Below are 23,785 nucleotides of genomic sequence, written 5' to 3' on the forward strand. Positions count from 1 at the left end.
CGCCGCCGCGCGGGACGGCGCCGTCCGCGACGACGTGAATGCCGGCGCCGTCATGATGGCGCTGCACGGCATCGGCGCGGCCCACGACCGCCCCGGTTGGCGGGCCGAGGCCGACGGGGTCATCACCCTCGTGCTGGACGGGCTGCGCCGCCCGCTATGACAAGGTGCGACACGAGGTCGCATGCCGCGAGCGAAGGATCCGGTTAGTGGTACGGCGGCGAAGATGCGGTCCGGGGTGGTCACCCGGCTGATGCCGGCTACGCCTGTGAAGTTTCAGGATGCGTGCGAGAGCGATGAGAGCGCGGCTCTGCCAGTTCTGACGCTTGTCGAAATCCGACTGCGTCGCCGAAGGTGGGACTGGTCTGACCCTGTGCAGCAAGCCGTGGTGCGACAGCTTTGTGTCTGCGACACCCTGCCTGTTGACATAACCACCGGACTGGAGATCACCGACACCCCGCACGACCTCGTGACGCAGTTCGGGGAGGGTGGCACGACCGCCCGCTACGTCCACGTCGGCGACAACCGCTTCGTCGGCGTCGAGCCGGACGAGGGGCCGCACCCACTGATCGCCTTCCTCCAGGACGAGCGCTTCCTCTACGACATGCGCGCCGTGCCACGTGTCACGGGCCAGGGGGCGAGGCGGCGCCGGTCGGGCCCGCTCGGAAGGCCTGCAGGCGGGCGAGGCCCTCGCCCGGATTGTCCCTTGCAGCTCTCCGCTCCCGAAGCTGACCCCAACCCCAAAGTGGTCTCGGTGTCACGGTGACCACCGACGACGCGCGGCTCGCGGCGGCGCGTTTCCCGACAACCCAACGGCGGGAAACACGACCCGATGAGGCGACCCCCGCGAAGGAAGGTCGCCTCACCAAGGGGGTCGGTCAGCTGAGCAGCTCCAAGAGCCTGGTGTCCGGTTCCGCGACGGCGCGGGACAGCAGCGCCGCCACCCGCGACAGGCGCTCCTCGACCTCCTTGCGGTCCCACAGCTCGACGGCGTACTCCAGGTCGAGCACCACCTGCTCTCCCGCCATCCCGGCGTACATCTCCAACTCGTAGCGGTTCGCCCTGGTGTGTACGTAGTCGAACCCCACCTCACACCCGGCCAGCTCCGGGATCGCCGGCCCGTCGCCGGCCCAGTCGGACGTCACCTGGAACAGTGGCATCCTGCGTGGGTCGGGGTGGATCTTCAAGGCCCGCACCACCTCGTTGAACGGGGTGCTCTGGTGGGCGTACGCCTCCAGCACGGTCCTGCGCACCCGTCCGGCCAGCTCGGTGAAGGTGGGGTCGCCGCCGCAGTCGACGCGTAGCGCCACCATGTTGACGAAGCAGCCGACCACGCCCTCCAGGCCGGGCAGCGGCCGGTTGTCGGCGGTGGTGCCGATCACCACGTCGTCCTGGCCGCTCCACTGGGCGAGCATCGCCGCGAACGCCGCCGTGACCAGCATGTAGGGGGTGGCCCTGCTCTGTCTGGCCAGCGCGAGCAGCCGCCGTGACTCCGCGTGCGGCAGGCGGTGGGCGATCATCTCGGTGTCGCGGCTCTCGCGCCGCCCGCCGCGGGTCCTGGGCAGGACCAGTTCCGGCGCCTCGCGCAGCCGCTCGCGCCAGAAGCGTTCCGAGGCCGCGGCCTCGGGGCCGCCGAGCCAGGCCTGTTCCCAGGCGACGTAGTCGGCGAAGCGCAGGTGCGGGGCGGCGGGGGTGGCGTCCCGCTCGGAGTACAGGCGGCCCAGCTCGCCCACGAGCAGCCCGATGGACACGCCGTCGGTGACCAGGTGGTGCTGGACGAGCGCGAGGACGTGGTCGTTCTCGCCGAGCCGGTAGAGGGTGGCCCTCACCAGGGGCGCGGTGGACAGGTCGAAGCCGCGGTCGGCGTCGCTCGCGGTGCGGCGGGCCGCCTCCCGCGCGCGTTCCTGCTCCGGCAGGCCGGTGAGGTCCTCGACGGGCAACTCGACGCGTACGCGGGGATCGAAGCGCAGCACCGGCACGTCGCCGACGAGCGCCACGCGGGCGCGCAGGTTCTCGTGCCGTGCGACCAGCGCGTCGAACGCGCCGCGCAGGGCGTCCACGTCGAGCGGGCCGCGCACCCGGTAGGTGACGGCGGCGATGAAGTCGCGGGCGTCGCCGCCCGCGAGCTGCTCGTTGATCCAGATCTGCAGCTGCGCGGTGGACAGCGCGCTGGTGTCGGGCTCCTCGCCGTCCCGCTCGATCTCCCCGGCCTTCCCCGCGGGGGTCGTACGGCTCGCGCGGCCCGCGTCGCCGAGGGTGTGTTCCAGCGTGGGATGCCTCGCCGCCATGTAGTCGGCCAGGTCGGCGGGGGTGCAGTTCTCGAAGAGGGCCATGAGCGGTACGCGCACGGCGAGCACGGAGGCGATCTCACGCACCAGGCGGGCCGCGAGCATGGAGTGGCCGCCCAGGGCGAAGAAGTCGTCGTCGGGCTCCACCTCGTCGAGGTTCATGACGCGCGCCCAGATGACGCAGAGCGCGGCCTCCAGGGCGGGCAGCTCGGTCCGCTCCGCGCGCTCGCCGGCGTCGGGCAGGCTGCCGGTCTCGACGCGGCCGTCCTCGGTGCGCGGGATGTGGTCCACCGGCACGATGACGGCGGGCACCATGTACTGCGGCAGCCGCTCGACGAGGGTGGCGCGCAGCTCGTCGGGCGGCGGCTCGGCGACGGCGTAGGCGACCAGTTCGCGACCCGCGCCGCCCTCGACCGCCACGACGGCGGCGTCGCGTACGGCGGGATGCGCGCGCAGTGCCTCCTCGACGTCCTCCAGCTGCACCTGGAAGGGGCCGATGCCGACCAGGCGGTCCTCGCGCCCGCGTTCGACCACCCGCCCGTCGGGCCTGCGGATGGCGAGGCGTCCGCTGGGATCGGCCACACCCTCGCCGCCTGAGCGGTGGACCAGCCGGCCGACGGCCCCGGCGGGCAGCACGTTGCCGTCGTGGTCGAGCACGGTCACGTCGCCCTGGATGAGGGTTACCAGCTCCTCCGGGCCGATCATCGGGATGTCGGCCAGGGTCTGGGCGGGGTCCTCGGCGACGGCCCGCAGCACCCGGTCGTAGTGGCGCATCACCCGGGCGATCGTGGCCTCGTCGAAGAGGGTGTCGTCGTACTCGACGAAGAGGTCGACCCGGTCGCCCCGGCGCACCGCCTCGACCGCGACGTCGAAGCGGGACCGGCCGCGTGTCACCTCGACCTCCGCCGCCGGCACGCCGCCGATGGAACGCTCGGTCGCCCCGGCGTCCCACATGGTGAAGACGACCTGCACGAGCGGGGTGTGCCCGGCGTCTCGCTCGGGCTGCAGGAACTCCACGAGCTTCTCGAAGGGCACGTACTGGTGGTCGAAGGCGTCGAAGGCGGCCTCGCTGACCGCGTCGGCCAGCTCGGTGAAGGGCATCTCGCCCGCCGGGCGCAGCCGTACGGGCACGATGTTGGCGAAGAAGCCGAGCGCGCCGTCGAACTCGCGCCCGGGGCGGCCGGGGGCGCCGGTGCCCAGCACCATGTCGCCGCGTCCCGTGTAGCGGTAGACGGTGGCGGCGAAGGCGGCGAGCAGCACGGTGAAGACGGTGCCGCCGACCCGTTCGGCGACCTCGCCGAGCGGGCCCGTCAGGGCGGGGTCGAGCCGGAAGCGCTCGCGCCTGCCCGCGCCGGCACGGCGGCGCGGCCGGGGCCGGTCGGCGGGCAGTTCGAGCACGGTGGGCGCTCCGTCGAGTTCCCGCCGCCAGTGGTCGACGTCGGCGGCGAGGCGACCCCCGGCGAACTGCTCGCGCTGCCAGCGGGCGAAGTCGCCGTACTGGGCGGGCGGCTCATCCGGTGACCTGCCTCGCGTCCCGTCCGATGACCCGCCGGGCGGCTCGTCCCGCGAACCGTTCCGCGACTCACCGGGCGGCCCGTTCCGCGATTCGCCGGGCGGATCATCGTGTGATCCGCTCCGGGATCCACCGGGGAGTTCTCCCCGGTAGGCGGCGTCCAGCTCGTCGAGCAGCAGGTTCATCGAGAACCCGTCGCTGATGATGTGGTGGACCCCGAGCACCAGCGCCTGCCGGTCCGCGCCGAGCGTGACGAGCGAGGCGCGCAGCAGCGGTCCCGAGGCGAGGTCGTAGGGGGCCTCGGCGACCTCGCGGGCGTACTCCATGAGCGCCTGCTCGCCACCGACGTTCGCCTCGCGCAGCACGGGACCCCGGTCCCAGACCGCCTGCACCGGTTCCGCGCCCTGGTAGACGAAGGTGGTGCGCAGCACGTCGTGCCGCGCGACCACCTGCTCCAGCGCCCGCCCGAGCCTGGCGGCCTCCAGCGTGCCGTCCAGGACGAGCACCTTCAGCTCGTTGTACGAGCCGTTGCCCGGATCGTCCTGCTCGACGAACCAGAGCTGCTCCTGAAGGTAGGACAGCGGGGCGGTGCGGACGGGCAGGCCGGTCACGAGGGCCCCTCCGTCTTTCTCGCGATCACCCAGAGGAAGCGCGACTCCCCGAGCGGTGTCCGTTGCGCCACGACCTCGTCGCGCTCGGGGGCCAGGCCCGCCTCGCGCAGCAGGCGCAGGTTCTCCTCGGTGGGGAAGCCGGAGAAGAACATGGTCGAGCCGAACCACTCCTCCACCGCGCCGGGGATGTCCTCGGTCATGAGCGTGGCCAGCAGCAGGCCGCCCGGCTTGAGCCAGCGGGCGATGCCCTTCAGCAGGCTGGGAAGCTCCTCCCTCGGCAGGTGGGTGAGGGTGTAGATGGACACCACCGCGTCGAAGGAGGCGTCGGGGAACTCCGCCTCGGCCATGTCGGCCTGGACGAGCGTCGCGCCGGGCAGGGTCTTGGCGGCGAGCCTGAGCTGTTCGGCGGAGATGTCCACGGCGGTGAGGTCGTGTGCCTCGGCCAGGCGGCGCGACGACTCGTGGCCGCCGCCGACGCCCAGCTCCAGCACGGCCGCGTCCTCGTCGGGCAGCATGCCGAGCAGGTGGCCGGTCCAGGTCATGCGGGGGCCGTCGGAGAACTCCGACTGGAAGGCGGCGTAGCGGTCGGCGATGTCGTCCCAGCCCTCGCGGACGATGTCCTTGATGTCGGAGCGGACCTCGGAGTCGACGGCGTCGGCGACCCCGGCGATGGTCGGCCGGTCGAAGAACTCGACGACCGGCACCTCGATGCCGAAGATCGTGCGTACCTTGCCGAGGAGCTGGATGACCTGGATGCTGGTGCCGCCCAGCTCGAAGAAGTGGTCGTGCGGGCCGAGGGAGTCGACGCCGAGCAGCGGTTTCACTATCTCCTCCGCCACCCTGCGCCGGGTCGGCGTCCACTCGGCGTCCTCGGCGTTCTTGGTGTCGCCGCCGGTCTCCACGGCGGCCGCGCGCCGCCCCCTCGCCTCGGCCAGGGCGTCGCGGTCGACCTTGCCGGCCGGGGTGAGCGGGATCTCGGGCACGTGGACGAACTCGTTGGGCACCAGCGGGGCCGTCAGCCACCTGGCCGCGGTCTCGCGCAGCTCGGTTACGCCGGGGGGTTCGGGGGCGGTGGAGACGACGTAGGCGATCAGGCGGGCGTCGCCGTCGTCACTCGCCTCCGCCTCGACCACGGCGTGCGCGATGTCGGGGTGCCTGCACAGGGTCGCCTCGATCTCCTCCAGCTCGACGCGGACGCCGCGGACCTTGACCTGGCGGTCGGCCCGCCCGGCGAAGACCAGCTCGCCCTCGGGCGTCCAGCGCACCAGGTCGCCGGTGCGGTAGAGCCTCTCGCCGGGCGTGGTGGCGAACGGGTCGGGGACGAAGGAGGCCGCGCTCGTGCCGGGGCGGCCCAGGTAGCCGCGTCCGAGGCCGGGGCCTCCGACGTACAGCTCGCCGACCGTGCCGATCGGGACGGGGCGCATCGACTCGTCCAGGGCGTAGGCCCGGTGGTTGGGCATGGCGCGTCCGATGGGCGGCGAGGCGTCCCAGTGTCCCTCGCACTCCTGGGTGATGACGCCGACGGTGGTCTCGGTGGGGCCGTAGCTGTTGACGAACCTGCGTCCGGCCGCCCAGCGGGTGGTGAACTCGCCCGAGTAGCTCTCGCCTCCGACGGCGATGACCCGCAGGTCGGGGAAGTCGCCGGGCTCCAGCAGTCTCAGCACTCCGGGGGTGCCCATGTAGACGGAGATGCGGCGCTCGCGCAGCAGGTCGCGCAAGCGTGTCGAGGAGGTGCGGGTCTCGGTGGAGGCGACGTGCAGGGCCGCGCCCGACAGCAGTGCTCCGAAGGCGTCGAAGGTGGAGACGTCGAAGGCGATCGAGGAGAACTGCACGAAGCGGTCCTGGGGAGAGAGCCCGTACAGGTGCTGGGCGCCCCTGACGAACGCGGTGACCGCGCGGTGCTCGATGAGGACGCCCTTGGGGGTCCCCGTGCTGCCCGAGGTGTACATGACGTAGGCGAGGTTGGCCGGGTGCGGCCGAACCTCGGGGTCGCTCTCGTCGTTGCCGGGGTGGTCGTCGACGTTGACCACGCACCACGGGCCGGGCGGCACCTCGGCCTCGGTGGTGGAGTCGGCCAGCACCACGGCGGTGCCGGCGTCGCGCAGGATCGCCTCGACCCGCTCGGGCGGGTTGCCCTCGTCGATCGGCACGTACGCGCCACCGGCGGCCAGTGTCCCGAACATGGACACGACCATGGCGGCCGAGCGGCGCTGGTAGACGGCGCAGCGGTCCTCGGGGCGCAGGCCGAGGGCGAGCAGGTGTCCGGCGAGGCGGTTGGCGGCGCGGCGTACCTCGTCGTAGGTGAGGGTCGTGCCCTCCTCGTCCGTCAGCGCCGTGGCGTCGGGCGACCTGGCGACCTGGGCGGCGAACCGTTCGATGACGGTCGCCGGCTCGTCGGCCAGCTCGGTGCGGTTCCATTCCTCGACGACCAGGCGCGCGTCGTGCTCCTGGATCGTGTCCATCGGCTCCTCCTTAGGGGACCGTCCTCGGGGGACCGTTCGTCGGCGGGCGCGTCGGCGGCGGGCGCGCGGGTCAGGGGCGCTCGCCGTCCATCCAGCGGCGCAGGCTCAACGGACGCATGTCCGTCCAGACCTCCTCGATGTGGGCCAGGCACTGCTCACGGGTGCCGTTGTGGCCGACGCTGCGCCAGCCCTCGGGAATGTCACGGTCGGCCCACCATATGGAGTACTGCTCCTCGTGATTGCGCACCACCGTGTACTCGGTCGTATCCACTGACTCTGCCATTCGGGTCTCCTTTGCCTCATTCGCCATTCGACACGACGTTGCAATCAAACAATGCCATGGTCAAGCAGAAGCGATTTAACGCACTTTCCGCGAAATGTTAGGGTTTTGAAGGGGAGCTATGTGTGGAATAGCCGGTGTATCCGTTCTCGAAGGGGCCGCCGGGCGGTCGGCCTTCGACGGGCTCGTCACCCTGCAGCACCGTGGCCAGGAGTCGTGGGGCATCGCGGTGGCCGGGCCGGGGGGCGTGCAGGTCCGGCGGTCGCTGGGATTCGCCTCGCGCTCGGACTGCGGTGACTCCGCCCGCGACGACTGGCCCGCCGGGAGGCTCGCGGTCGCCCACACCCGTTACTCCACCACGGGCGCCACGCTGCTGGAGAACTCCCAGCCCTTCGTGCACGAGGCGCGGCGCATCGCGCTGGCGCACAACGGGGATCTCACCAACGCCGCCGAGCTGCGCGCCCGGCTCGGCCGCGAGGGCTACGGGTTCCGCTCGACCAGCGACTCCGAGGTCATCCTCGCCCTCCTCGCCGACGGCCTGAACAGGCCAGACGGTTCGAACGGCCTGCACGGCGCGGCCGCTCAGGATCGTCCGAACGGCCTGGACGCCATCGATGGCCCGGCCCCTCAGGAAAGTGACTGCCCCGACTCCGACCCGATCGTGGCGGCGGTCGCGCGGGCCATGCGGGTGCTGCGCGGCGCGTACTCGGTGGTGTGCGCCGTCGGCGACCGGCTCGTGGCATTCAGGGACCCGCACGGCATACGCCCTCTGGTCGCCGGGTTCGCCGAGGGCAGGGCGGTCGTCGCCTCGGAGACCTGCACGCTCGACGCGCTCGGCTGCTCCGGGCAGCGGGAGGTGGAGCCGGGCGAACTGCTCGTCCTGCGCGACGGCCGCCCGATCGGGACGTACCACGTGGCGGCCCCCGCCCCGCGCAGCTTCTGCGTGTTCGAACACCTCTATCTGACCAGGCAGGACTCCAGGATCGGCGGCGCCAGGACCGGCGCGACGCGGATGGCGTTCGGTGAGCGGCTGGCGCTGGAGTCCCCGGCGGACGCCGACCTCGTCGTGGCCGTTCCCGCCTCCGGTGTGCCCGCCGCCAGGGGGTACGCGCGGGCGGCCGGGCTCCCGCTGGCCGGGGCGCTGGTCCGCGACGAGCAGGTGGGCAGGACGTTCATCGAGCCCGACCAGCGGCGGCGCGAGCGCAAGCTGCGGCGCAAGTTCTCCATCGGCTCGCCGGTGGACGGGGCCAGGGTCGTGGTGGTCGACGACTCGATCGTGCGCGGGTCCACCATGCGGCGCATCGTCACGCTGCTGCGCGAGTCGGGGGCGAGCGAGGTGCACGTGCGGATCGCCGCTCCGGCGCTGATCGCGCCCTGCCACTACGGGGTGGACATCGTCGACACCGGCGAGCTGGTCGCGACCGGCCGCGAGACCGGGGAGGTGTGCCGGATCATCGGCGCGACGAGCCTGGCGTACCTGTCGGTGGCGGGCATGCGTCACACGGTCGGCAGCGCGTCGGGCGAGGGATTGTGCGAGGGCTGCATCACCGGCGAGTACCCCACCCCGGTGAGTCCGGGACGCGACAAGTTGAAGCTCGTACCCGCACAGGCCCCGCGGCACGCGGCGCCTCCGGCGGCCGTCCACCCCCGTTGACGGTGATCAAGGCCGCGCCTAGCCTCCGCCAAATGGGACCTAACACACAGCACACACGGCCGACCGGGTACGACGACGACGGTGGATGCGACGCCCGGTACACCAGGACCGCCTGCCTGTGGGGACGCAGGCCTGACCGGATCTCCGACGTCCTGGGAGACGCGCTCTCCCTGCCAGGCGCCCCCGAGGAGATCGGCCCGCCCGCCTCGCCACCCGGCGCGGGCGCGCCCGTCGTCCTCGACGTGGGGTGCGGTGAGGGGCGCAACGCGGTGCGGCTCGCCCAGCGGGGCGCTCAGGTGCTCGCGATGGACGTGTCGGCCGCCGCGCTGGAGAACGGCGCGCGGGCGTGGGGTGACGCCGGGGGGATCGAGTGGCGGCGGGGGGACGCGCGCACCGCCGATCTGGAGGCCGCCGCGTTCGACGGGGTGCTGGCGTGCAGCGTCCTGCACTGGCTGGAGGACGAGGAACAGGTCGCCGACGTCGTCGCCAGGCTCCAGGCCGCGACCAGGCCGGGAGGGGTCAACGCCCTGTTGATGTTCAACCGCGGCCACGCCTACGTACCTCCCGCCGGCGAGATGCGCATGCCGGTCCTGCTGCCCCACGACTGGTACCTCGCCAGGTACGCCGGGTGGACCGTGCTGAGCGCCACCGACACCGACTCCACGCACACGCACAAGGGCCACGAGGAACCGCACACCCACGCGGTGACCAGGCTCGTGGTCCGCAAGGGGGCGGTCGCGTGAGCCCGCCGCACCCGCTCGAGTGGCCGGTCTACGACGACGGCGTGGCGGCCAGGGTCGCCGAGCTGGTGACGCTGGGGCGCACGTTCGACTACGACTACGGCCCCGAACTGGCCGAGCTGGAGCGGTCGTTCGCCGAGCGGCACGGCCGTGCCCACGCCCTCGCGCTCACCTCCGGCACGGCGGGACTGCTCGCCGCCTACTTCGCGCTGGGCATCGGCCCCGGCGACGAGGTGATCGTCCCGAACCTCACGTTCTTCAGCACCGCCTCGCCGCTGTTCCTGCTGGGCGCGGTGCCGGTGCTCTGCGACGCGGGCGACGCCGACGGGAACGTGGCCGCGGCGGATGTGGAGGCGCTGGTCACGCCCCGTACGGTCGCGATCGTCGTCACCCATCTGTGGGGCCACAGCTGCGACATGGACGCCCTGCGCGCGGTGGCCGACCGGCGCGGGCTCGCGCTGGTCGAGGACTGCTCGCACGCCCACGGCTCCACCTTCCGCTCCCGGCCCGTGGGCTCCATGGGCGACGTCTCGGTCTTCAGCGTGGGCGGTAGGAAGCTGATCTCGGGGGGCATGGGCGGCATGCTCCTCACCGACTCCGAGGACGTCTTCGCCCGCGCCTGCCTGCTGACCAACTTCCGGCACCGCACCGACCTCACCATCGACGCCGCCCGCTACCAGCCGTTCCTGCTCACCGGGCTCGGCGGCAACTTCCGCATCTCCACGCCGGGGGCCGTGCTCGCCCAGAGCCACCTCGACCGCCTGGACGAGCTGGTGGAACGCAGGGGGGCCAACATGTCCGCCCTGTCCGCGGGGCTCGGCGCGCTGCCGGGCGTGCGCCCTTCCCCCGTCGCCGAGGGCGTCACGATGGGAGCGTGGTACGACGGGGTCGTCGAGGTGACGCCGGAGTGCCCGTTCAGCCGGGACGAGCTGGTGAGGGCCGGTCAGGAGCGCGGCCTGAAGGTGCGCGCCCCGGCCACCCGGCCGCTGCACGTCTTCCCGCTCTTCCAGGGCACCGCGCCCGACTGGTCACCGGCGGTCGCCGCCGCCGTGCGGGCCGCCGCGGCGGTGAACGACCGGCCGTTCCCGCGTTCCACGGAATTGTTCGCCAGGTGGATGAAATTGCCGGTGAACTTTCTCTGGGAACCCAACTCACCGCTGGTCGGTGCGTATCTCGAAGCGTTCGACGACGCATTCTCGATGGCGCGTACCGCGTAACGTCATTCCTGTTTCCAGCGTCGATTCCGGAGTAATCCACATGAGCCGACAAATGTCTCCCGTCATCCATGCCGTCGCCCCCACCAGCCTGGAGAGCTGGTTCGGCCACTTCGTCGACCTCGGTCCGCGGGACCGGACCGTCTTCACCGGCGAGGACCACCGCGTCGACGTGGCCCCGCTGCTCGACGCGATCGGCGAGACGCCACGGGCGACGGTGGTCTTCCACTCCAGCCACACGACACTCGGCCGCGACCAGCTGCTCGCCTTCCGGCTCCGCGAGCTCGGCCACAGGGCCGAGTGCCAGTCGCGGCTGTGCGCCTCGCTGGGCAGCGACAAGATCCTGATGAAGGAGTTCTTCGACCGCTACCGCCTGGTCTCCCCGCCGTGGGCGCGGGCCGGTGAGCCGCTGCCCGAGGCGGGCCCCGACACCCCCGTGGTGATCAAGGACCGGCACGGCACGCAGAGTGTCGGCACCCGGCTGGCCCGGGCGGACGAGTGCCACCTCGCCCCCAACGAGCTGGGCGAGTTGTATGTCGACGGGATCGAGTACTCGGTGCTGGTCTACCGCGACGAGCACGGCACGGCGACGTTCCCGCCGGTGTGGAAGGGGGCGACCTCGCCGGACCTGGTCCCGCCGTGGCAGCGGCTGCGGCTGTGCCCCGGCCCGATGCTCGGCGGCACCTGGGAGCGCAAGCTGCGGGCCGTCGGCAAGCGGCTGGCCGACCTGGCCGAGGCGCACGGCTACCTGGAGGTGGAGTTCCTGCTGACCAGGACCGGGGAGGTGCACCTGCTGGAGATCAACCCCCGGGTGTCGGGCACCATGCGGCTGGCCGCGATGGCGACCCGGCTGCCGATCTTTTCCCTGCACGCCCGGCCCGAGCTGCGCGACCATTTGTACGCCGCCCGCTTCAGCGGCGAGATCCCCTACAACGGCGACCCGATCGCCGATGCCGACGGCGAGGTGTTCGCCACCTCCCGGCTCACCGTCGCCGGGGAGAGCCCGCAGGAGGTCCGCGCCAAGCTGCGCGAGCTGGGCACGGAGCCCCGGGTACTGCCCCGCGCCTCCTGACCCCGCCCCCTGCTCCCCCGCTCCTTCACCTCCCCGCCCCGCCTCCCCGGCTTATGGCCCTCCGCCTCTCCTGCTCTCGCCTCGCCGGCTTCCCGATCCCCCGTCTCCCCGATGCCCGGATCTCGGTTCAGGCGGATCGGGGTACCGCTCCCGCCTTCTCCGGCCCCCCTGCCCCTCCATCCGACGTCCTCCCGTCGCGCCGCGCGTCCCACCGGTCGAGCAGCCCGAGCAGGGGCGCGGTCGCGGCCGTGGAGACCAGCGCGACGATCACCAGCATCGTGAACAGCACCTGGGTGATGATGCCGAGGCCAAGGCCGATGCTCAGGATCACCAGCTCGGTCACCCCCCGGCAGTTCATCAGCACCCCGAGCCGCACGGCCTCTCGCCCCGGCACACCCATCGGCCTGGCGATGACCACCACGCCGCCGACCTTGCCCACCACGGCGACGGCGAGGATCAGCAGGCACCATCCCCACATGGCCAGGTCCTGGCTGAGCAGCCCGATCTGGGTGTTGAGCCCGACGAAGGCGAAGAAGGGCGGCAGCAGGAAGGAGGTGGTGAAGTCCTGGGTGCGCTCGCGGACCCGCCGCAGCCGTACGTCGCCGTCGCGCGGGAACAGGACGCCGAACAGGAAGGCTCCGAAGATCAGGTGGATGCCGATCAGCTCGGTCAGCAGCCCCGAGACGAGCAGGCCCACGATGACGACGGGCAGCGTCGCCTCCTGGGAGAGTCCCCGGCGCAGCAGCCTGGTCAGCAGTGGCCGTACCACCCCGGCCATGACGGCGGCGAAGGCGACGGTGAGGCCGAGCGTGCGCAGCGCCTCGGCGGGTGAGGAGCCCTTCGCCATCGTGACCGCCACGGCCAGCAGCAGCCACGCGGTGACGTCGGCGATGGCGGCGCAGGTGACGGTCAGTGCCCCGGTCGGGGTGTGGAAGAGCCCGCGTTCCAGCAGGATCCTCGCCAGTACGGGAAACGCGGTGACACTCAGCGCGGCCCCGATGAACAGTGCGAAGACCGGGAAGTCGACGGAGGCGGTCGCCAGCGGCGTGTAGATCAGCAGGGCGAGCGCGACCCCGAGCGCGAAGGGGATCGCCACGCTCGCCTGGCCGCAGAGCGCCGCGACACGGCCCCGGCCGCGCAACAGGTCGCCGCGCAGCTCCAGCCCGACCAGGAACATGAAGAAGGCCAGCCCGAACTGGGCCAGCAGGTTCAGATACGGCATCACGGCGCTGGGGAACAGCGCGCGGTAGGCCTCGGGCCACACGGCACCGAGCAGGGAGGGGCCGAGCACGATGCCCGCGGCCATCTCCCCGATCACCCGGGGCTGGCCCAGCCCGCGGAAGACGGCCCCGCCGAAGTGGGCCAGCGCGACGACCACCGTGATGGACAGCAGCAGCAGCGGTGTGGCGGGCACCTCCTGCTCCCGCCCCGGCTCCACCGAGGGCACGGGGACGGGACCGGTGGCCGTCCCCGGGTCGAGCCTCAGCATCAGCAGCGCCAGCACGGACGGCAGCACGATCGCGAGACCGTACGCGACCAGGGAACGACGCAAAGTGCGCGTATTCACGGACCGAAACCTTGGATACGGCATGATCGATTCCATTTCCGAGAGGTTGAACTCTGAACCGGCGCGTATATCACAGAGCAAAAAAAATTGCCAAGCTGATTGGAGACTCAGCTGGTCAACGGCATGTTTTCGTATTTCCGTTGTACCTCGGGAGGGCCGTATCGAAATTACTCATGATCGAAAGTGCGCTTTCCGGAACGGCGGGTAAGGGACAGACCTGACTCACTCCAAGTGCACAGAAATCCGGAGGAACAGTCGCATGCAGGTGCTCTCCCCCAACCGAGAGGCGAACCGCCAAGTCCCCCCATCCTCTGATGAGAGGCCTCCCGTCCCGGCACCGCGCCGCAGTACCCCACAGGGCTCCAAACTGGCCCTGGACGCGTCCGCCAAGCCCCGGAGGACCGGGTTACAGCTCCCGTCGAGCCTCCCCTTCGACACCTGGCGGCGAATCGGTCACCAGATCTCCCTCATCGCCGACTCCTCCGCCTGGTGGCTCGGCGACTGGCTGGTCTACGGCGAAACCGAATACACCGACCGTTACAAGAGAGCGGTCGAGGAGAGCTCCCTGGATATCCAGACCCTGCGTAATTACGCCTGGGTCGCACGGCGATTCCCGGTATCCCGCCGGCGAGACAAGCTCAGCCTTCAGCACCACGCGGAAGTGGCCGCGCTCCCCGATCACGAGCAGATGCTCTGGCTGGATCGCGCAGAACGCTTCAACTGGTCCAGAAATCGTCTCCGCAGCCAGATCAAGGCCCACCGCACCGCGGCCCTTTCCGCGTCGGACCGGGCCGCGCAGGCCGCCAAGGAGAAGGCCGTCATCCATATCGACGTACCGGTCGACCAGGAGCAGTCGTGGCGTGACGCGGCCCGCCGGATGAACCGCAGCGTGGAGGAGTGGGCGAGGCTCATCCTCAACCAGGTCGCCACCGGCGAGATCCCCGCTCGCGAGATCCCGGCGCGCGGGATCCGCGACGCCAAGGCCGGGTGAGGAACGGAGGACAGGTGGACGCCGTCCACACGCTGTTCGAGAAGAAGGCGTCCGAGGCACCGAACAGGACGGCCCTGGTCTCCGGGGCCGTCCTGTTCACGTATCGAGACCTCGACGCCCGTGCCAACGGCCTCGCCAGGTCGCTCCTGCGACGCGGCGTCGGCCCCGAGACCCTGGTCCCCCTGCGGCTTGACCGCTCCCCCGACCTGCTCGTCGCGCTGCTCGCCGTCTGCAAGGCGGGCGGCGCGGCGGTGCTGCTCGACCCCGGCTGGCCCGAGGACCGCGTCGCCGCGATCCTCGACGACTGCCCCGTGGTGATCGACGGCCCCCTCGACGCCGAACCCTCCGGCGAGGGTCCCGGCGTCCCCGTGCACGCGGATCAGCTCGCGTACGCGGTGCACACCTCCGGGTCGACGGGGCGGCCCAAGCTCGTCGGGGTGACCCACCGGGCGATCGCCCACCGGGTCGCCACCCACGCCGAGGCGTACCGCATCACCCCCGCCGACCGCTCCAGCTGGCTGGCTCCCCCGGCCTCGTCGGTCTCGGTGGTGGAGTTGTGGCCCTACCTGTGCTCCGGCGCGAGCGTGCACGTCGCCGACGCGGCGACCGCGGGCTCGCCACCGGAACTGCGCGACTGGATGGTCGCCTCGGGCATCACCCGCGCGTACGTGAACATGCCGCTCGCCGAGCTGCTGTACCGCCTGCCGTGGCCCGAGCGGACGGCGCTGCGGCTCATGACGGTCGGCAGTGACGCGGTGCGCGTGTGGCCCTCGCCCGACCTGCCGTTCGAGGTCGCGGTGGAGTACGGCTCCGCCGAGGCCAACGGCGTGACGAGCTGTCTGGTCCCACTGGAGGACCGCTGCACCTCGATCACGGCCGACGAGGCCGCCAGGCGCGCCCGGCCCCCCATCGGGCGTGCCTGGCCCGATGTCGGCGTGCCCGTCCTCACCTCCGGCCTGACTCCGGTCGCGGCCGGCGAGGTCGGTGAGCTGTTCGTGTCCGGGCCCGAGCTCGCCCGGGGCTACCTGGGCGAGCCCGCCCGCACCGCGGAACGCTTCCTGCCCGACCCGTCGGGCGGCGGAGGCCGCGTCTACCGGACCGGTGACCTCGTGCGGGAGCGGCCGGACGGGCGGCTTGAGCACCACGGCCGCGTCGACCAGCAGGTCAAGATCCGTGGCCATCGGGTGGAGCCCGCGGAGGTGGAGGCCGTACTGCTCGAACACCCCGCGGTGCGCGAGTGCGTCGTGACGGGCGTGCCCGGTCCCGGGGGTGACCTGAGACTGTGCGCCTACGTCGTCCGGGACGGCGCCGTGCGCGAGACCTGGGCCGGGGAGCTGCGCGCCTTTACCTCGGCGCGTCTGCCCGCACCGATGGTGCCGGTCGCCTGGACCGCGATGGAGCGGCTGCCGCTGAACTCCGGCAACAAGGTGGACCGGCGCGCGCTGCCCGCGCCCTCCTGGGGCGATTCCCGCGCGACCGATCACCCGGGAGCCGGTGGCCCTTCGGAAGCAGGCGCCCCGAGGGGAGCCGCTCCCCCCGGAGACGGCGGGCGCGGCAGGGACACCGACCCCGTGACGGCGGGGGTGCTGGAGCTGTGGGAGCAGGAGCTCGGGGCGCGCGGCGCGCTGGGTGACCACTTCATCCGCTCAGGCGGCGACTCCCTCTCGGCCACCCGTCTCGTCGACCGGATCGGGACGCGCTACGGCGTGCGGATCCGGCTGCGCGACTTTCTGCGGGCGCCGACCCCCGAGACCCTCATCAGGAACATCAAGGCGGAAGGAAGGACGAGATGACCGAGAGGAAGCGGAGGAGGAGCCGCCCCACGTGGCTGTTGCGCACCCCCGACCCCGAGGCGAGGGCGAGGCTGTGGTGCCTGCCCTATCCGGGGGCGGGGGCGTCGATGTACCACGGCTGGCCCGCCGAGGTGGACGGGATCGAGCTGTGCCCCGTCCAGCTGCCCGGCAGGGAGAACCGGCTGCGCGAGCCGTTGTTCGAGAGCTACGCGGCCGTCGCCGCCGAGATGCTGGAAGGCCTGGAGCCCTACCTGGACCGGCCGTTCGGCTTCATCAGCCACTGCGGCACGGTCTTCATCGGCTATGAGGCGACGTTGCTGCTCATGGAGCGCGGCGGCCCGCTGCCCGGCCACCTGTTCGCCTCCTCGATGGTCCCGCCGCACCGGGCGTCGTGGCCGAGCATCCTCAAACTCGACGAGGAGCAGGTCGGCGCGCTGGTGTCGGACCTCATGCGGGCGCGTGGCGCCGAGCCGATGCCCGAGCTGGTGGAGATGGCCGCGGGCGTCATGCGCGCCGACGTGGCCGCCTACGGCCGCTTCGACAAGACCGACCCGGTGCAGCTGCCGTGCCCGATCACCGCGATCGGCTGGTCGGGCGACACGCAGATCCCCCCGGAGCAGATGGCCGGCTGGGAGTCCTACGGCGAGGCCCGGTACACGGTGCTGGACGGCGGGCACTGGAGTTACCTCCAGGCGCCCGCCGCCCTGCTGGACGAGATCTCGCGGAGCATGTCCGCGCGTGTCCCCGGCTGAACGAGCCGAGCCGTTGACCTCAGACGCCCTTGCCGTCCTCGCGCCCGCCGGGTCCTTCGGCCTCGGCGGGCTCCTTGTCGTCCTGCAGGAGCTCGGCGTCCTCAAGCCTGCGCAGGTGCGGCACCGGGGAGCGGAACAGCAGGATGATCCAGGGCAGCAGGAACGCGGCCCCGGCGTAGATGGCGGGCTTGATGCCGATCAGCTCGCCCAGCACGCCGGCCAGCATCGCGGACAGCGGCAGGATGCCGAGGTAGACCGCGCGGCTCGCGCCGATGACCCGGCCCCGCAGGTGGTTGGGGATCACGTACTGGAAGAGCGTGAGCTGGCCGATGTTGCCGGCCACCACGCCGAACACGGTGACGAACCAGATCACCGAGAACAGGGTGATCTGCAGCCACTGCGGGCCGGCCACGAACGGCGTGAAGCACAGCACCCGGAACGCGATCAGGGCGGCCATGATGCCTCGGCCGTAGCCGAGCTTCTCGAACAGCTTGCTCGCGAAGACGGCGCCGACGACGCCGCCGATGCTGCCCATCGCGTAGATGAAGCCGATCCAGGTGCCCGACAGCTGCAGTTCCCTCGCCGCGTACAGCAGGAACAGGGTCAGGATCATCATCGACCCGAAGTTCGCCCCGGCGGAGTTGATGATGAGCGGCCGGGCGTAGTCGTTGCGGTAGGTGACCTTCAGGCCGTGCTTGATGTCGTGGAGCATCGCCGCGACGGCGCCGCGCCCGCCGCTGTCCTGGCGCACGACGGGCGGCTCGACGTGACGGATGCGCGACAGGGCGAAGGCGGAGATGAGAAAGGCGATCGCGTCGCCCAGCATCACGTACGCGGGCCGGAACAGGTCGATGAGCACGCCGCCGGCGCTGGATCCCGCGATGGCGCCCACCGACTCGGTCGCGGCCATCCGGCTGTTGCCGGCGACCAGGTGCTCCTCGCTCAGCAGGGTCGGCATGTAGGCGGCGTAGGCGATCCCGAAGACCACCGACAGGCCGCCGACCACGACCGCGACCACGTAGAGCACCCACATGTCGAGGAAGCCGACGAAGGCCGCGATCGGGATCAGCATCACGATGCCGGCCCGCCCGAGGTTGGAGGCGACCATCAGCGGCCTGCGGCGGTAGCGGTCGATGAGCACGCCGGCGACCAGCGTCAGCAGGAGCGCGGCGATCGTGCGCATGGTGTTGAGCAGCCCGACCTCGAAGGAGGTGGCCTGGAGCATGAGGATCGCGGTCAGCGGAAGTGCCAGGGTGGTCAACTCGGAGCCGAGGACCGAGACCGACTGGCCGGCCCAGAGCCGGTTGAAGTCGGGGTTTCGCCAGAGAGAGGGCGGCTTTTCCTCCGGCGCCCTGACTTCTGTTCCCTGAGTGTCCATGAGATCGTTCCGTCCTTGTCGGGTTTCACCTCTGGTTGACTGTAATAAGGTTTTTGTTAATGGTGATGATATGCGAAATCACCGGAGAGGCACACTGGAAAACAATCAGCGAGTACGCCAGATGACACTCCCCGACGGTCATGTGGTATTCCAGCTCAATCCCGCCGAGACCAGCCTGCAGTATCGCAGTATCGTGGGCGACAGAAGCTACTTCAGGCATGATGTTCGTCTTGAGCCTGGAATGACGGTGTTCGACGTGGGAGCCAACATCGGAATCGCCGCACTGGCGTTTCATTGGGAATGTCCGGGCACTCGGATTCTCGCGTTCGAGCCCGCCAGGCCGCTTTACGACGCGTTGTGCGCGAATCTGTCCGCCCACGGCCTGAACGCCAAGGCGTTCGACTGCGCGCTCTCCCGCGCCCCGGGAACGGCGGTCATCACCGTCTACCCGGAGACCACCGCGATGTCGGGGATGTACACCGACGTCGACCACGACGCCGAGGTGACCAGGACATTCCTCGCCAACAGCGGTTTCGCCCCCGAGGACGTGACCGACATGGCCGAGGGCAGGCACATCACGGAGAAGCAGGAGTGCCAGGTGCGGACGATCTCCGAGGTGATGGCCACCGAGGGCGTGGACCGCATAGGACTGTTGAAAATCAACGTCGAGAAAGCCGAATGCGATGTCCTGGACGGAATCGCTCCCGGTGACTGGGAGGCGGTCGACCAAATCGTCATGCAGGTCCACGACATCGACGGCAGGCTCGCGTCCGTGCGCGACGATCTCACCGGTCGTGGATTCCAGGTCGACATCGGCCAGGATCCCCTGCTGAAGGACACGGACATCTTCGACGTGTACGCACGGAGGAATTCCCTATGACAGTGGACACGACCGTTAATCTGAACAATCTGGATCTGGCGGATCCGGACATCTACACGGCCCCCGACTCCGGCCTCGGCGTCCTGCACTACCTGCAGGAGCACCGGCCGATGTTCTGGAACTCAAGGTCGGACGGGCCGAGTTTCTGGGCTTTCACCAAATACGCGGACGGCGTCGCCGTCTATCTCGACAAGACGAATTTCACCTCCGAGCGGGGCATGCAGGTGGGGCAGACCGAGTCCGCCGCCCGCGCCGCCGCCGGCAAGATGCTCATCGTCACCGACGGCCGCCACAGCCAGCTGCGCGACGTGATGAACCCCGCGCTCACCCCCCGGGTGGTACGCCGCCTGGAGGGCGCGATGCGCGAGACGGTGGGCGGGATGCTCCAGGAGAACGCCCAGAAGGACTCCTTCGACTTCGTCGACACGGTGGCGGGCAGGCTCCCGCTCTCGGTCATCTGCGAGCTGCTGGGCGTGCCCCGCGCCGACTGGGACCTGATGATCCAGTGGACGCGCACCGCGTTCGGCTCCGCCTCCTCCGACGACGTCATCTCCGACGCCGAGAAGGCCGAGGCCAACGCCAACATCTTCGCCTACTACGCCGACCTGCTGGCCGAACGGCGCGACGACCTCGGCGACGACGTGATCAGCGTGCTGATCCGCGGCCGGATCGACGGGACTCCCCTCACCGACGAAGAGATCCTGCTCAACATCAACGGCCTCATCACCGGAGGCAACGAGACGACCAGGCACGCCTCGGCGGGGGCCGTCATCGCCCTGGTGGAGAACCCCGACGAGTGGCGGCGGCTGCGCGAGGACCCCTCGCTCATCCCGACCGCCGTGGAGGAGGTGCTGCGCTGGACCGCCCCCAGCCTCAACGTCATGCGCACCGCACTGCGCGACACGAAGATCGGAGATCAGACCATCCGGGCCGGTGAGCGGGTCAGCGTGTGGCACCCGGCCGTCAACCGCGACGAGGACGCCTTCCCCGACGCGCGCCGCTTCGACGTCGGGCGCACCCCCAACAGGCACCTCACGTTCGGCCTCGGCAAGCACCTGTGCATCGGCGCGGCGCTCGCCAGGTTCGAACTGCGCGTGCTGCTGGAGGAGCTGACCCGCCGGGTGGCCCGCATGGAGCTCACCGGGCCGGTGAAGCGACTGCGCTCGAACCTCATGTGGGGCGTCGACCGCGTCCCCGTCCATCTCGAACTCGACCACGCCGGGCACTGATTGGAGCACCCCATGCCGGACAGTAAGACTTCGCTGTCGCCGATCCAGGAGAGCGGGTGGAGGTCCTACCGGGCCAAACCCTCAGGTGACCACACCGACCAGGTCACGCTCGCGGCGCGGTTGCGCGGCCCCGTGGACGAGAAGGCCCTCATCACCGCGCTGGAACACGTGCTGGAGGCGCGCGAGGACCTGCGGCCGGCGTTGCCCGGCGACTCCGGGGCCGCGCCCCGGCGCGTCACCGTCCCTTCGCCGGTGGAACTGGGCAGGCACGACGCGAGCCGCCGCGAGGAGGCGCTCGCGCGGCTCGTCTCCGAGCAGGCCAACCGGGGCCTCGACCTGGAGAACGGCCCGCCGGTGCGGATCGCCCTGGCACGGATGGCCGACGACGACCACGCGCTCGTCGTGACGGCGCACCGGCTCGTGGCCGACGAACGCGTTCTGGCGGACCTCGCGCGGGAGATCTCCCTGGCGTACGAGGACGCCTCGGGCGCCACGCTCCATGGCTCCTCCAACGGCTCCGCCGCCTTCGACGCCTCCTCCAACGGTTCTCCCGCCGGCCACGCCTCCCCCGGCGGCTCCTCGAACGGCTCCCCCGCCGGCCACGCGTCCGCAGGCGGGCACGTCCCCGGTGACCGCCGCTCCCCCGCCGACCCGTTCACCGCCGCCGCGTCCCCCGCCGACCCGGCCGACGGCCACCCCTCCGTCGACGGCGCCGGCCGGGAGGCCGCAGACCTCGCCTACTGGCGTGAGCGGCTCGACGGAACGCCCCCCGCCCTGGACCTGCCCTCCGACAGGAGCCGTCCCGCCGTACCCGGTTTCACGGGTGCCAGGGTGACCTTCACCGTCCCGCCGGAGACGGCCGCGCTGGTCGAGACCATGGCGCGCGAGGCCGATACGGAGAGCGCCACCCGGGCCGCGCGGGCGATGACGCTGTCCCGCTGGTCGGGGCAGGCGGAGACCCTCCCGGCCGGCGGTACCGACACCCGGGCCGTCACGCTGGCCGCGTGGGCGGTCGCGCTGTGCCGCTGGTCGGGCCAGGACGAGGTCGTGGTCGGCGTACCCGTGCCCGCCGGAGGGCGCGCCCCGGTGTTCCCGATCCGGATCGGCTGCGGGGGCGACCCCTCGTTCACCGCCGTCGTCGCCCAGGTGCGCGACGCATTGGACGAGGCGGCCGCGCACGGCTCCTACCCCGCGCACCGGCTGGCCGAGGAGCTGGAGCTGGACGCCTCCAGTGGCGTGCAGCCGCTCTACCAGGCGGAGTTCGACCAGGCACCCCCTGCCTGGAGCACGCTGCGGCTGCCCGGTGTCCAGGTCTCGCCCCTGGTGGCGGGCCGTTTCCCGCTCGCCTCGGACCTCGCGCTGGTCCTGGTGCCCGGCTCGCTCGACGGGGAGATGCGCTACGGGCTCGACCTGTTCGACGCGCCGGGCGCCCGAACCAGGGCCGAGCAGTACGTCACCCTGCTGTCCGACGCCGTGCGCGACCCCGCGCGGCCCATCTCCTCGCTCTCGCTGCTGGACGCCGAGCAGCTGCGGCTGGTGGTCGAGGAGTGGAACCGCACCGAGACCCCCTTCGACGAGGAGGCCGGCATCGGCGCCCTGTTCGAGGCGCGCGCCGCCGCCGCCCCCGACGCGCTCGCGGTGCTCGCCGGTGAGCGGCGGCTGACCTACGGGGAGCTGGACGAGCGCGCCAACCGGGTCGCCCACCGGCTGATCCGCGACGGGGTGCGGCCAGGCCACATCGTCGGCTCGATGACCGGCCGCTCGGCCGAGGCGCTCGTCGCCTTCCTCGGCATCGTCAAGTCCGGCGGGGTCTACCTGCCGCTGGATCCGGCGCTGCCGCCCGACAGGCTGGGCTACATCCTCGACGACAGCGGGGCACGGCTCGTCCTCACCGGCGCCGAGCACGCGGGCCGGGTGCGCGACGACCGGGTGCGCACGATCGAACTGGACGCCGAGTGGCGCACGATCGAGGCGGAGGAGCCGGGCATGAGCCCCGGCCTGACGCCCGCGCCCGACGCCCCCGCCTACCTCATCTACACCTCGGGCTCGACCGGACGGCCCAAGGGCGTGGAGGTGCCGCACCGCGGCGTCGGCAACCTCGCCTCGGCCCTGTCCCGGGAGTTCTCCCTGACGTCCGACGACCGGGTGGCGCTGTTCGCCTCGCTCAGCTTCGACGCCTCGATCTGGGAGATCACGATGGCGCTGCTGAACGGGTCGGCACTGTGCGTGCTGGACCCGTCGGCCATGACCCCGCAGGAGACGGCGAAGGCCATCTGCGAGCAGGGGGTGACCGCGGCCACGTTCCCGCCGACGTTCCTCAGCACGCTCAAGGGCGACGAGCTGGACACGGTGCGGCTCATGGTCGTCGCGGGCGAGCACTGCCCGACCGGGCTGGTGCGGACCTGGGCCCCCGGCCGTGTCTTCGTCAACGCCTACGGGCCGACGGAGACGACCGTGTGCGCCACGATGGGGACGTGCGACCCCGCCGCCGCGTACGCACCGCCGATCGGCCGGCCGCTCGCCAACTTCAGGGCCTACGTGATGGACCGCTGGCTCAATCCGCTCCCCGCGGGCGTGCCCGGCGAGCTGTACGTCGGCGGCACCGGCCTGGCGCACGGCTACCGGGGCAAGCCCGGCCTGACCGCGCAGTCGTTCATGCCCGACCCGTACGGCCCTCCCGGTGCCCGGCTCTACCGGACCGGCGATCTGGTCCGCTACCTGCCCGACGGCCGGCTGCAGTACGTGGGCCGGGTGGACCACCAGGTGAAAATCCGTGGTTTCCGGGTGGAGCCCGCCGAGATCGAGGCCGCGATCACCCGTTATCCGGGGGTGCGCGAGGCCGTGGTCAGCGTGCGCGACGACCGGCTCGTCGGCTACGTCGTGCTCGACGACGCCTCCAGGATCATCGCCGACCGCAGCGGCCTCACCGGCGAGCTGCACCGGTTCCTGCAGGGCTCGCTGCCCGCGTACATGCTGCCCTCCTCGTACGTGACGCTGGACGCGATGCCGCTGACCTCCTCGGGCAAGGTGGACCGCCAGGCGCTGCCAGAGCCCGGCGGCGACGGCGGTGACTGCGGTGACGACGACTTCGACGCGCCGCAGACCGCGACGGAGCAGACGATCGCCGAGATCTGGGCCGAGGTGCTGAAGCTCAGGCGGATCGCCCGCGAGGACGACTTCCTGGAGATCGGCGGTCACTCCCTGGTGGCCGCGCAGGTGATCACCCAGGTGCGGGAGAGGTTCGCGGTGAACGTGCCGATCCGGGTGCTGTTCGAGAACCCGGTGCTCGCCGACTTCGCCGAGGCGGTGGACGGCGCTCTCGCCAAGGCCGAAGCCAAGGCGGGGGCGAAGGTCTGAGCCGTGA

17 protein-coding genes are annotated in these 23,785 nt (G+C 71.5%); 12 read left to right on the forward strand and 5 right to left on the reverse strand.

Annotated features, from left to right (window positions below; genetic code table 11):
• The coding region (locus ABZ664_RS35940) for a hypothetical protein (protein WP_362520892.1) at positions 1-160 on the forward strand (160 nt) is incomplete at its 5' end.
• Positions 161-382: 222 nt separating this feature from the next.
• Positions 383-763: a hypothetical protein gene (locus ABZ664_RS35945; protein ID WP_362520676.1), complete on the forward strand. Its 381-nt coding sequence runs from the start codon at positions 383-385 to the stop codon at positions 761-763.
• Positions 764-875: 112 nt separating this feature from the next.
• Here ABZ664_RS35945 and ABZ664_RS35950 read toward each other — a convergent pair whose 3' ends face one another.
• The 3 genes from ABZ664_RS35950 to ABZ664_RS35960 all read right to left on the reverse strand — a co-directional run bounded on the left by ABZ664_RS35950 (position 876) and on the right by ABZ664_RS35960 (position 7,154).
• Positions 876-4,409, reverse strand: a complete 3,534-nt coding sequence (locus tag ABZ664_RS35950) for a condensation domain-containing protein (RefSeq protein WP_362520679.1) — start codon at positions 4,407-4,409, stop codon at positions 876-878.
• A complete protein-coding gene (locus ABZ664_RS35955; RefSeq protein WP_362520682.1) occupies positions 4,406-6,871 on the reverse strand; it encodes an amino acid adenylation domain-containing protein in 2,466 nt (821 codons plus the stop codon). The genes ABZ664_RS35950 and ABZ664_RS35955 overlap by 4 nt, the downstream gene beginning before the upstream one ends.
• A gap of 70 nt (positions 6,872-6,941) precedes the next feature.
• On the reverse strand, positions 6,942-7,154 hold the full coding sequence (locus ABZ664_RS35960; RefSeq protein ID WP_362520685.1) for an MbtH family NRPS accessory protein: 213 nt from the start codon (positions 7,152-7,154) through the stop codon (positions 6,942-6,944).
• A gap of 118 nt (positions 7,155-7,272) precedes the next feature.
• Between ABZ664_RS35960 and purF the strand changes: the two genes are divergently transcribed.
• Genes purF through ABZ664_RS35980 form a run of 4 tightly spaced genes read left to right on the forward strand, consistent with a single transcriptional unit; the run spans position 7,273 to position 11,831 of the window.
• On the forward strand, positions 7,273-8,805 hold the full coding sequence (gene purF, locus ABZ664_RS35965; protein ID WP_362520688.1) for an amidophosphoribosyltransferase: 1,533 nt from the start codon (positions 7,273-7,275) through the stop codon (positions 8,803-8,805).
• Between the two features lie 32 nt (positions 8,806-8,837).
• The gene (locus tag ABZ664_RS35970) at positions 8,838-9,548 is read left to right on the forward strand and encodes a class I SAM-dependent methyltransferase (RefSeq protein WP_362520691.1); all 711 of its coding nucleotides are present in this window, start codon (positions 8,838-8,840) and stop codon (positions 9,546-9,548) included.
• Entirely contained in the window at positions 9,545-10,762 is a 1,218-nt protein-coding gene (locus tag ABZ664_RS35975; protein WP_362520694.1) for a DegT/DnrJ/EryC1/StrS family aminotransferase, read from the forward strand. The genes ABZ664_RS35970 and ABZ664_RS35975 overlap by 4 nt, the downstream gene beginning before the upstream one ends.
• A gap of 52 nt (positions 10,763-10,814) precedes the next feature.
• Positions 10,815-11,831: a hypothetical protein gene (locus ABZ664_RS35980; RefSeq protein ID WP_362520697.1), complete on the forward strand. Its 1,017-nt coding sequence runs from the start codon at positions 10,815-10,817 to the stop codon at positions 11,829-11,831.
• Between the two features lie 127 nt (positions 11,832-11,958).
• Here the strand turns inward: ABZ664_RS35980 and ABZ664_RS35985 are convergent, their stop codons facing one another.
• A complete protein-coding gene (locus tag ABZ664_RS35985) occupies positions 11,959-13,398 on the reverse strand; it encodes a cation:proton antiporter (RefSeq protein WP_362520700.1) in 1,440 nt (479 codons plus the stop codon).
• 259 nt (positions 13,399-13,657) lie between these two features.
• On the opposite strand from ABZ664_RS35985, the gene ABZ664_RS35990 reads away from it, so the two are divergent.
• From ABZ664_RS35990 to ABZ664_RS36000, 3 genes are read left to right on the forward strand one after another with little or no spacing between them, the layout of a single operon-like run.
• Entirely contained in the window at positions 13,658-14,389 is a 732-nt protein-coding gene (locus tag ABZ664_RS35990) for an LmbU family transcriptional regulator (protein WP_362520703.1), read from the forward strand.
• 14 nt (positions 14,390-14,403) lie between these two features.
• A complete protein-coding gene (locus ABZ664_RS35995; protein ID WP_362520705.1) occupies positions 14,404-16,182 on the forward strand; it encodes a non-ribosomal peptide synthetase in 1,779 nt (592 codons plus the stop codon).
• Entirely contained in the window at positions 16,179-16,934 is a 756-nt protein-coding gene (locus ABZ664_RS36000; protein ID WP_362520708.1) for a thioesterase domain-containing protein, read from the forward strand. The genes ABZ664_RS35995 and ABZ664_RS36000 overlap by 4 nt, the downstream gene beginning before the upstream one ends.
• 19 nt (positions 16,935-16,953) lie before the next feature.
• Here ABZ664_RS36000 and ABZ664_RS36005 read toward each other — a convergent pair whose 3' ends face one another.
• Complete coding sequence (locus ABZ664_RS36005) at positions 16,954-18,312, reverse strand: MFS transporter (RefSeq protein ID WP_362520711.1); 1,359 nt, start codon at positions 18,310-18,312, stop codon at positions 16,954-16,956.
• Positions 18,313-18,433: 121 nt separating this feature from the next.
• Between ABZ664_RS36005 and ABZ664_RS36010 the strand changes: the two genes are divergently transcribed.
• Genes ABZ664_RS36010 through ABZ664_RS36020 form a run of 3 tightly spaced genes read left to right on the forward strand, consistent with a single transcriptional unit; the run spans position 18,434 to position 23,778 of the window.
• Positions 18,434-19,192 carry an FkbM family methyltransferase gene (locus ABZ664_RS36010; RefSeq protein ID WP_362520714.1) on the forward strand — a complete coding sequence of 253 codons (759 nt, stop codon included), beginning with the start codon at positions 18,434-18,436 and terminating at the stop codon, positions 19,190-19,192.
• Positions 19,189-20,421, forward strand: coding sequence for a cytochrome P450 (locus ABZ664_RS36015; RefSeq protein ID WP_362520717.1), 1,233 nt, complete (start codon positions 19,189-19,191; stop codon positions 20,419-20,421). The genes ABZ664_RS36010 and ABZ664_RS36015 overlap by 4 nt, the downstream gene beginning before the upstream one ends.
• Positions 20,422-20,433: 12 nt before the next feature.
• Positions 20,434-23,778 (forward strand): amino acid adenylation domain-containing protein, encoded by a 3,345-nt coding sequence (locus ABZ664_RS36020; RefSeq protein WP_362520720.1) that lies wholly within the window; start codon positions 20,434-20,436, stop codon positions 23,776-23,778.
• Positions 23,779-23,785 lie beyond the last annotated feature (7 nt).

Source organism: Streptosporangium sp. NPDC006930, assembly GCF_040635605.1.
Classification (GTDB): domain Bacteria; phylum Actinomycetota; class Actinomycetes; order Streptosporangiales; family Streptosporangiaceae; genus Streptosporangium.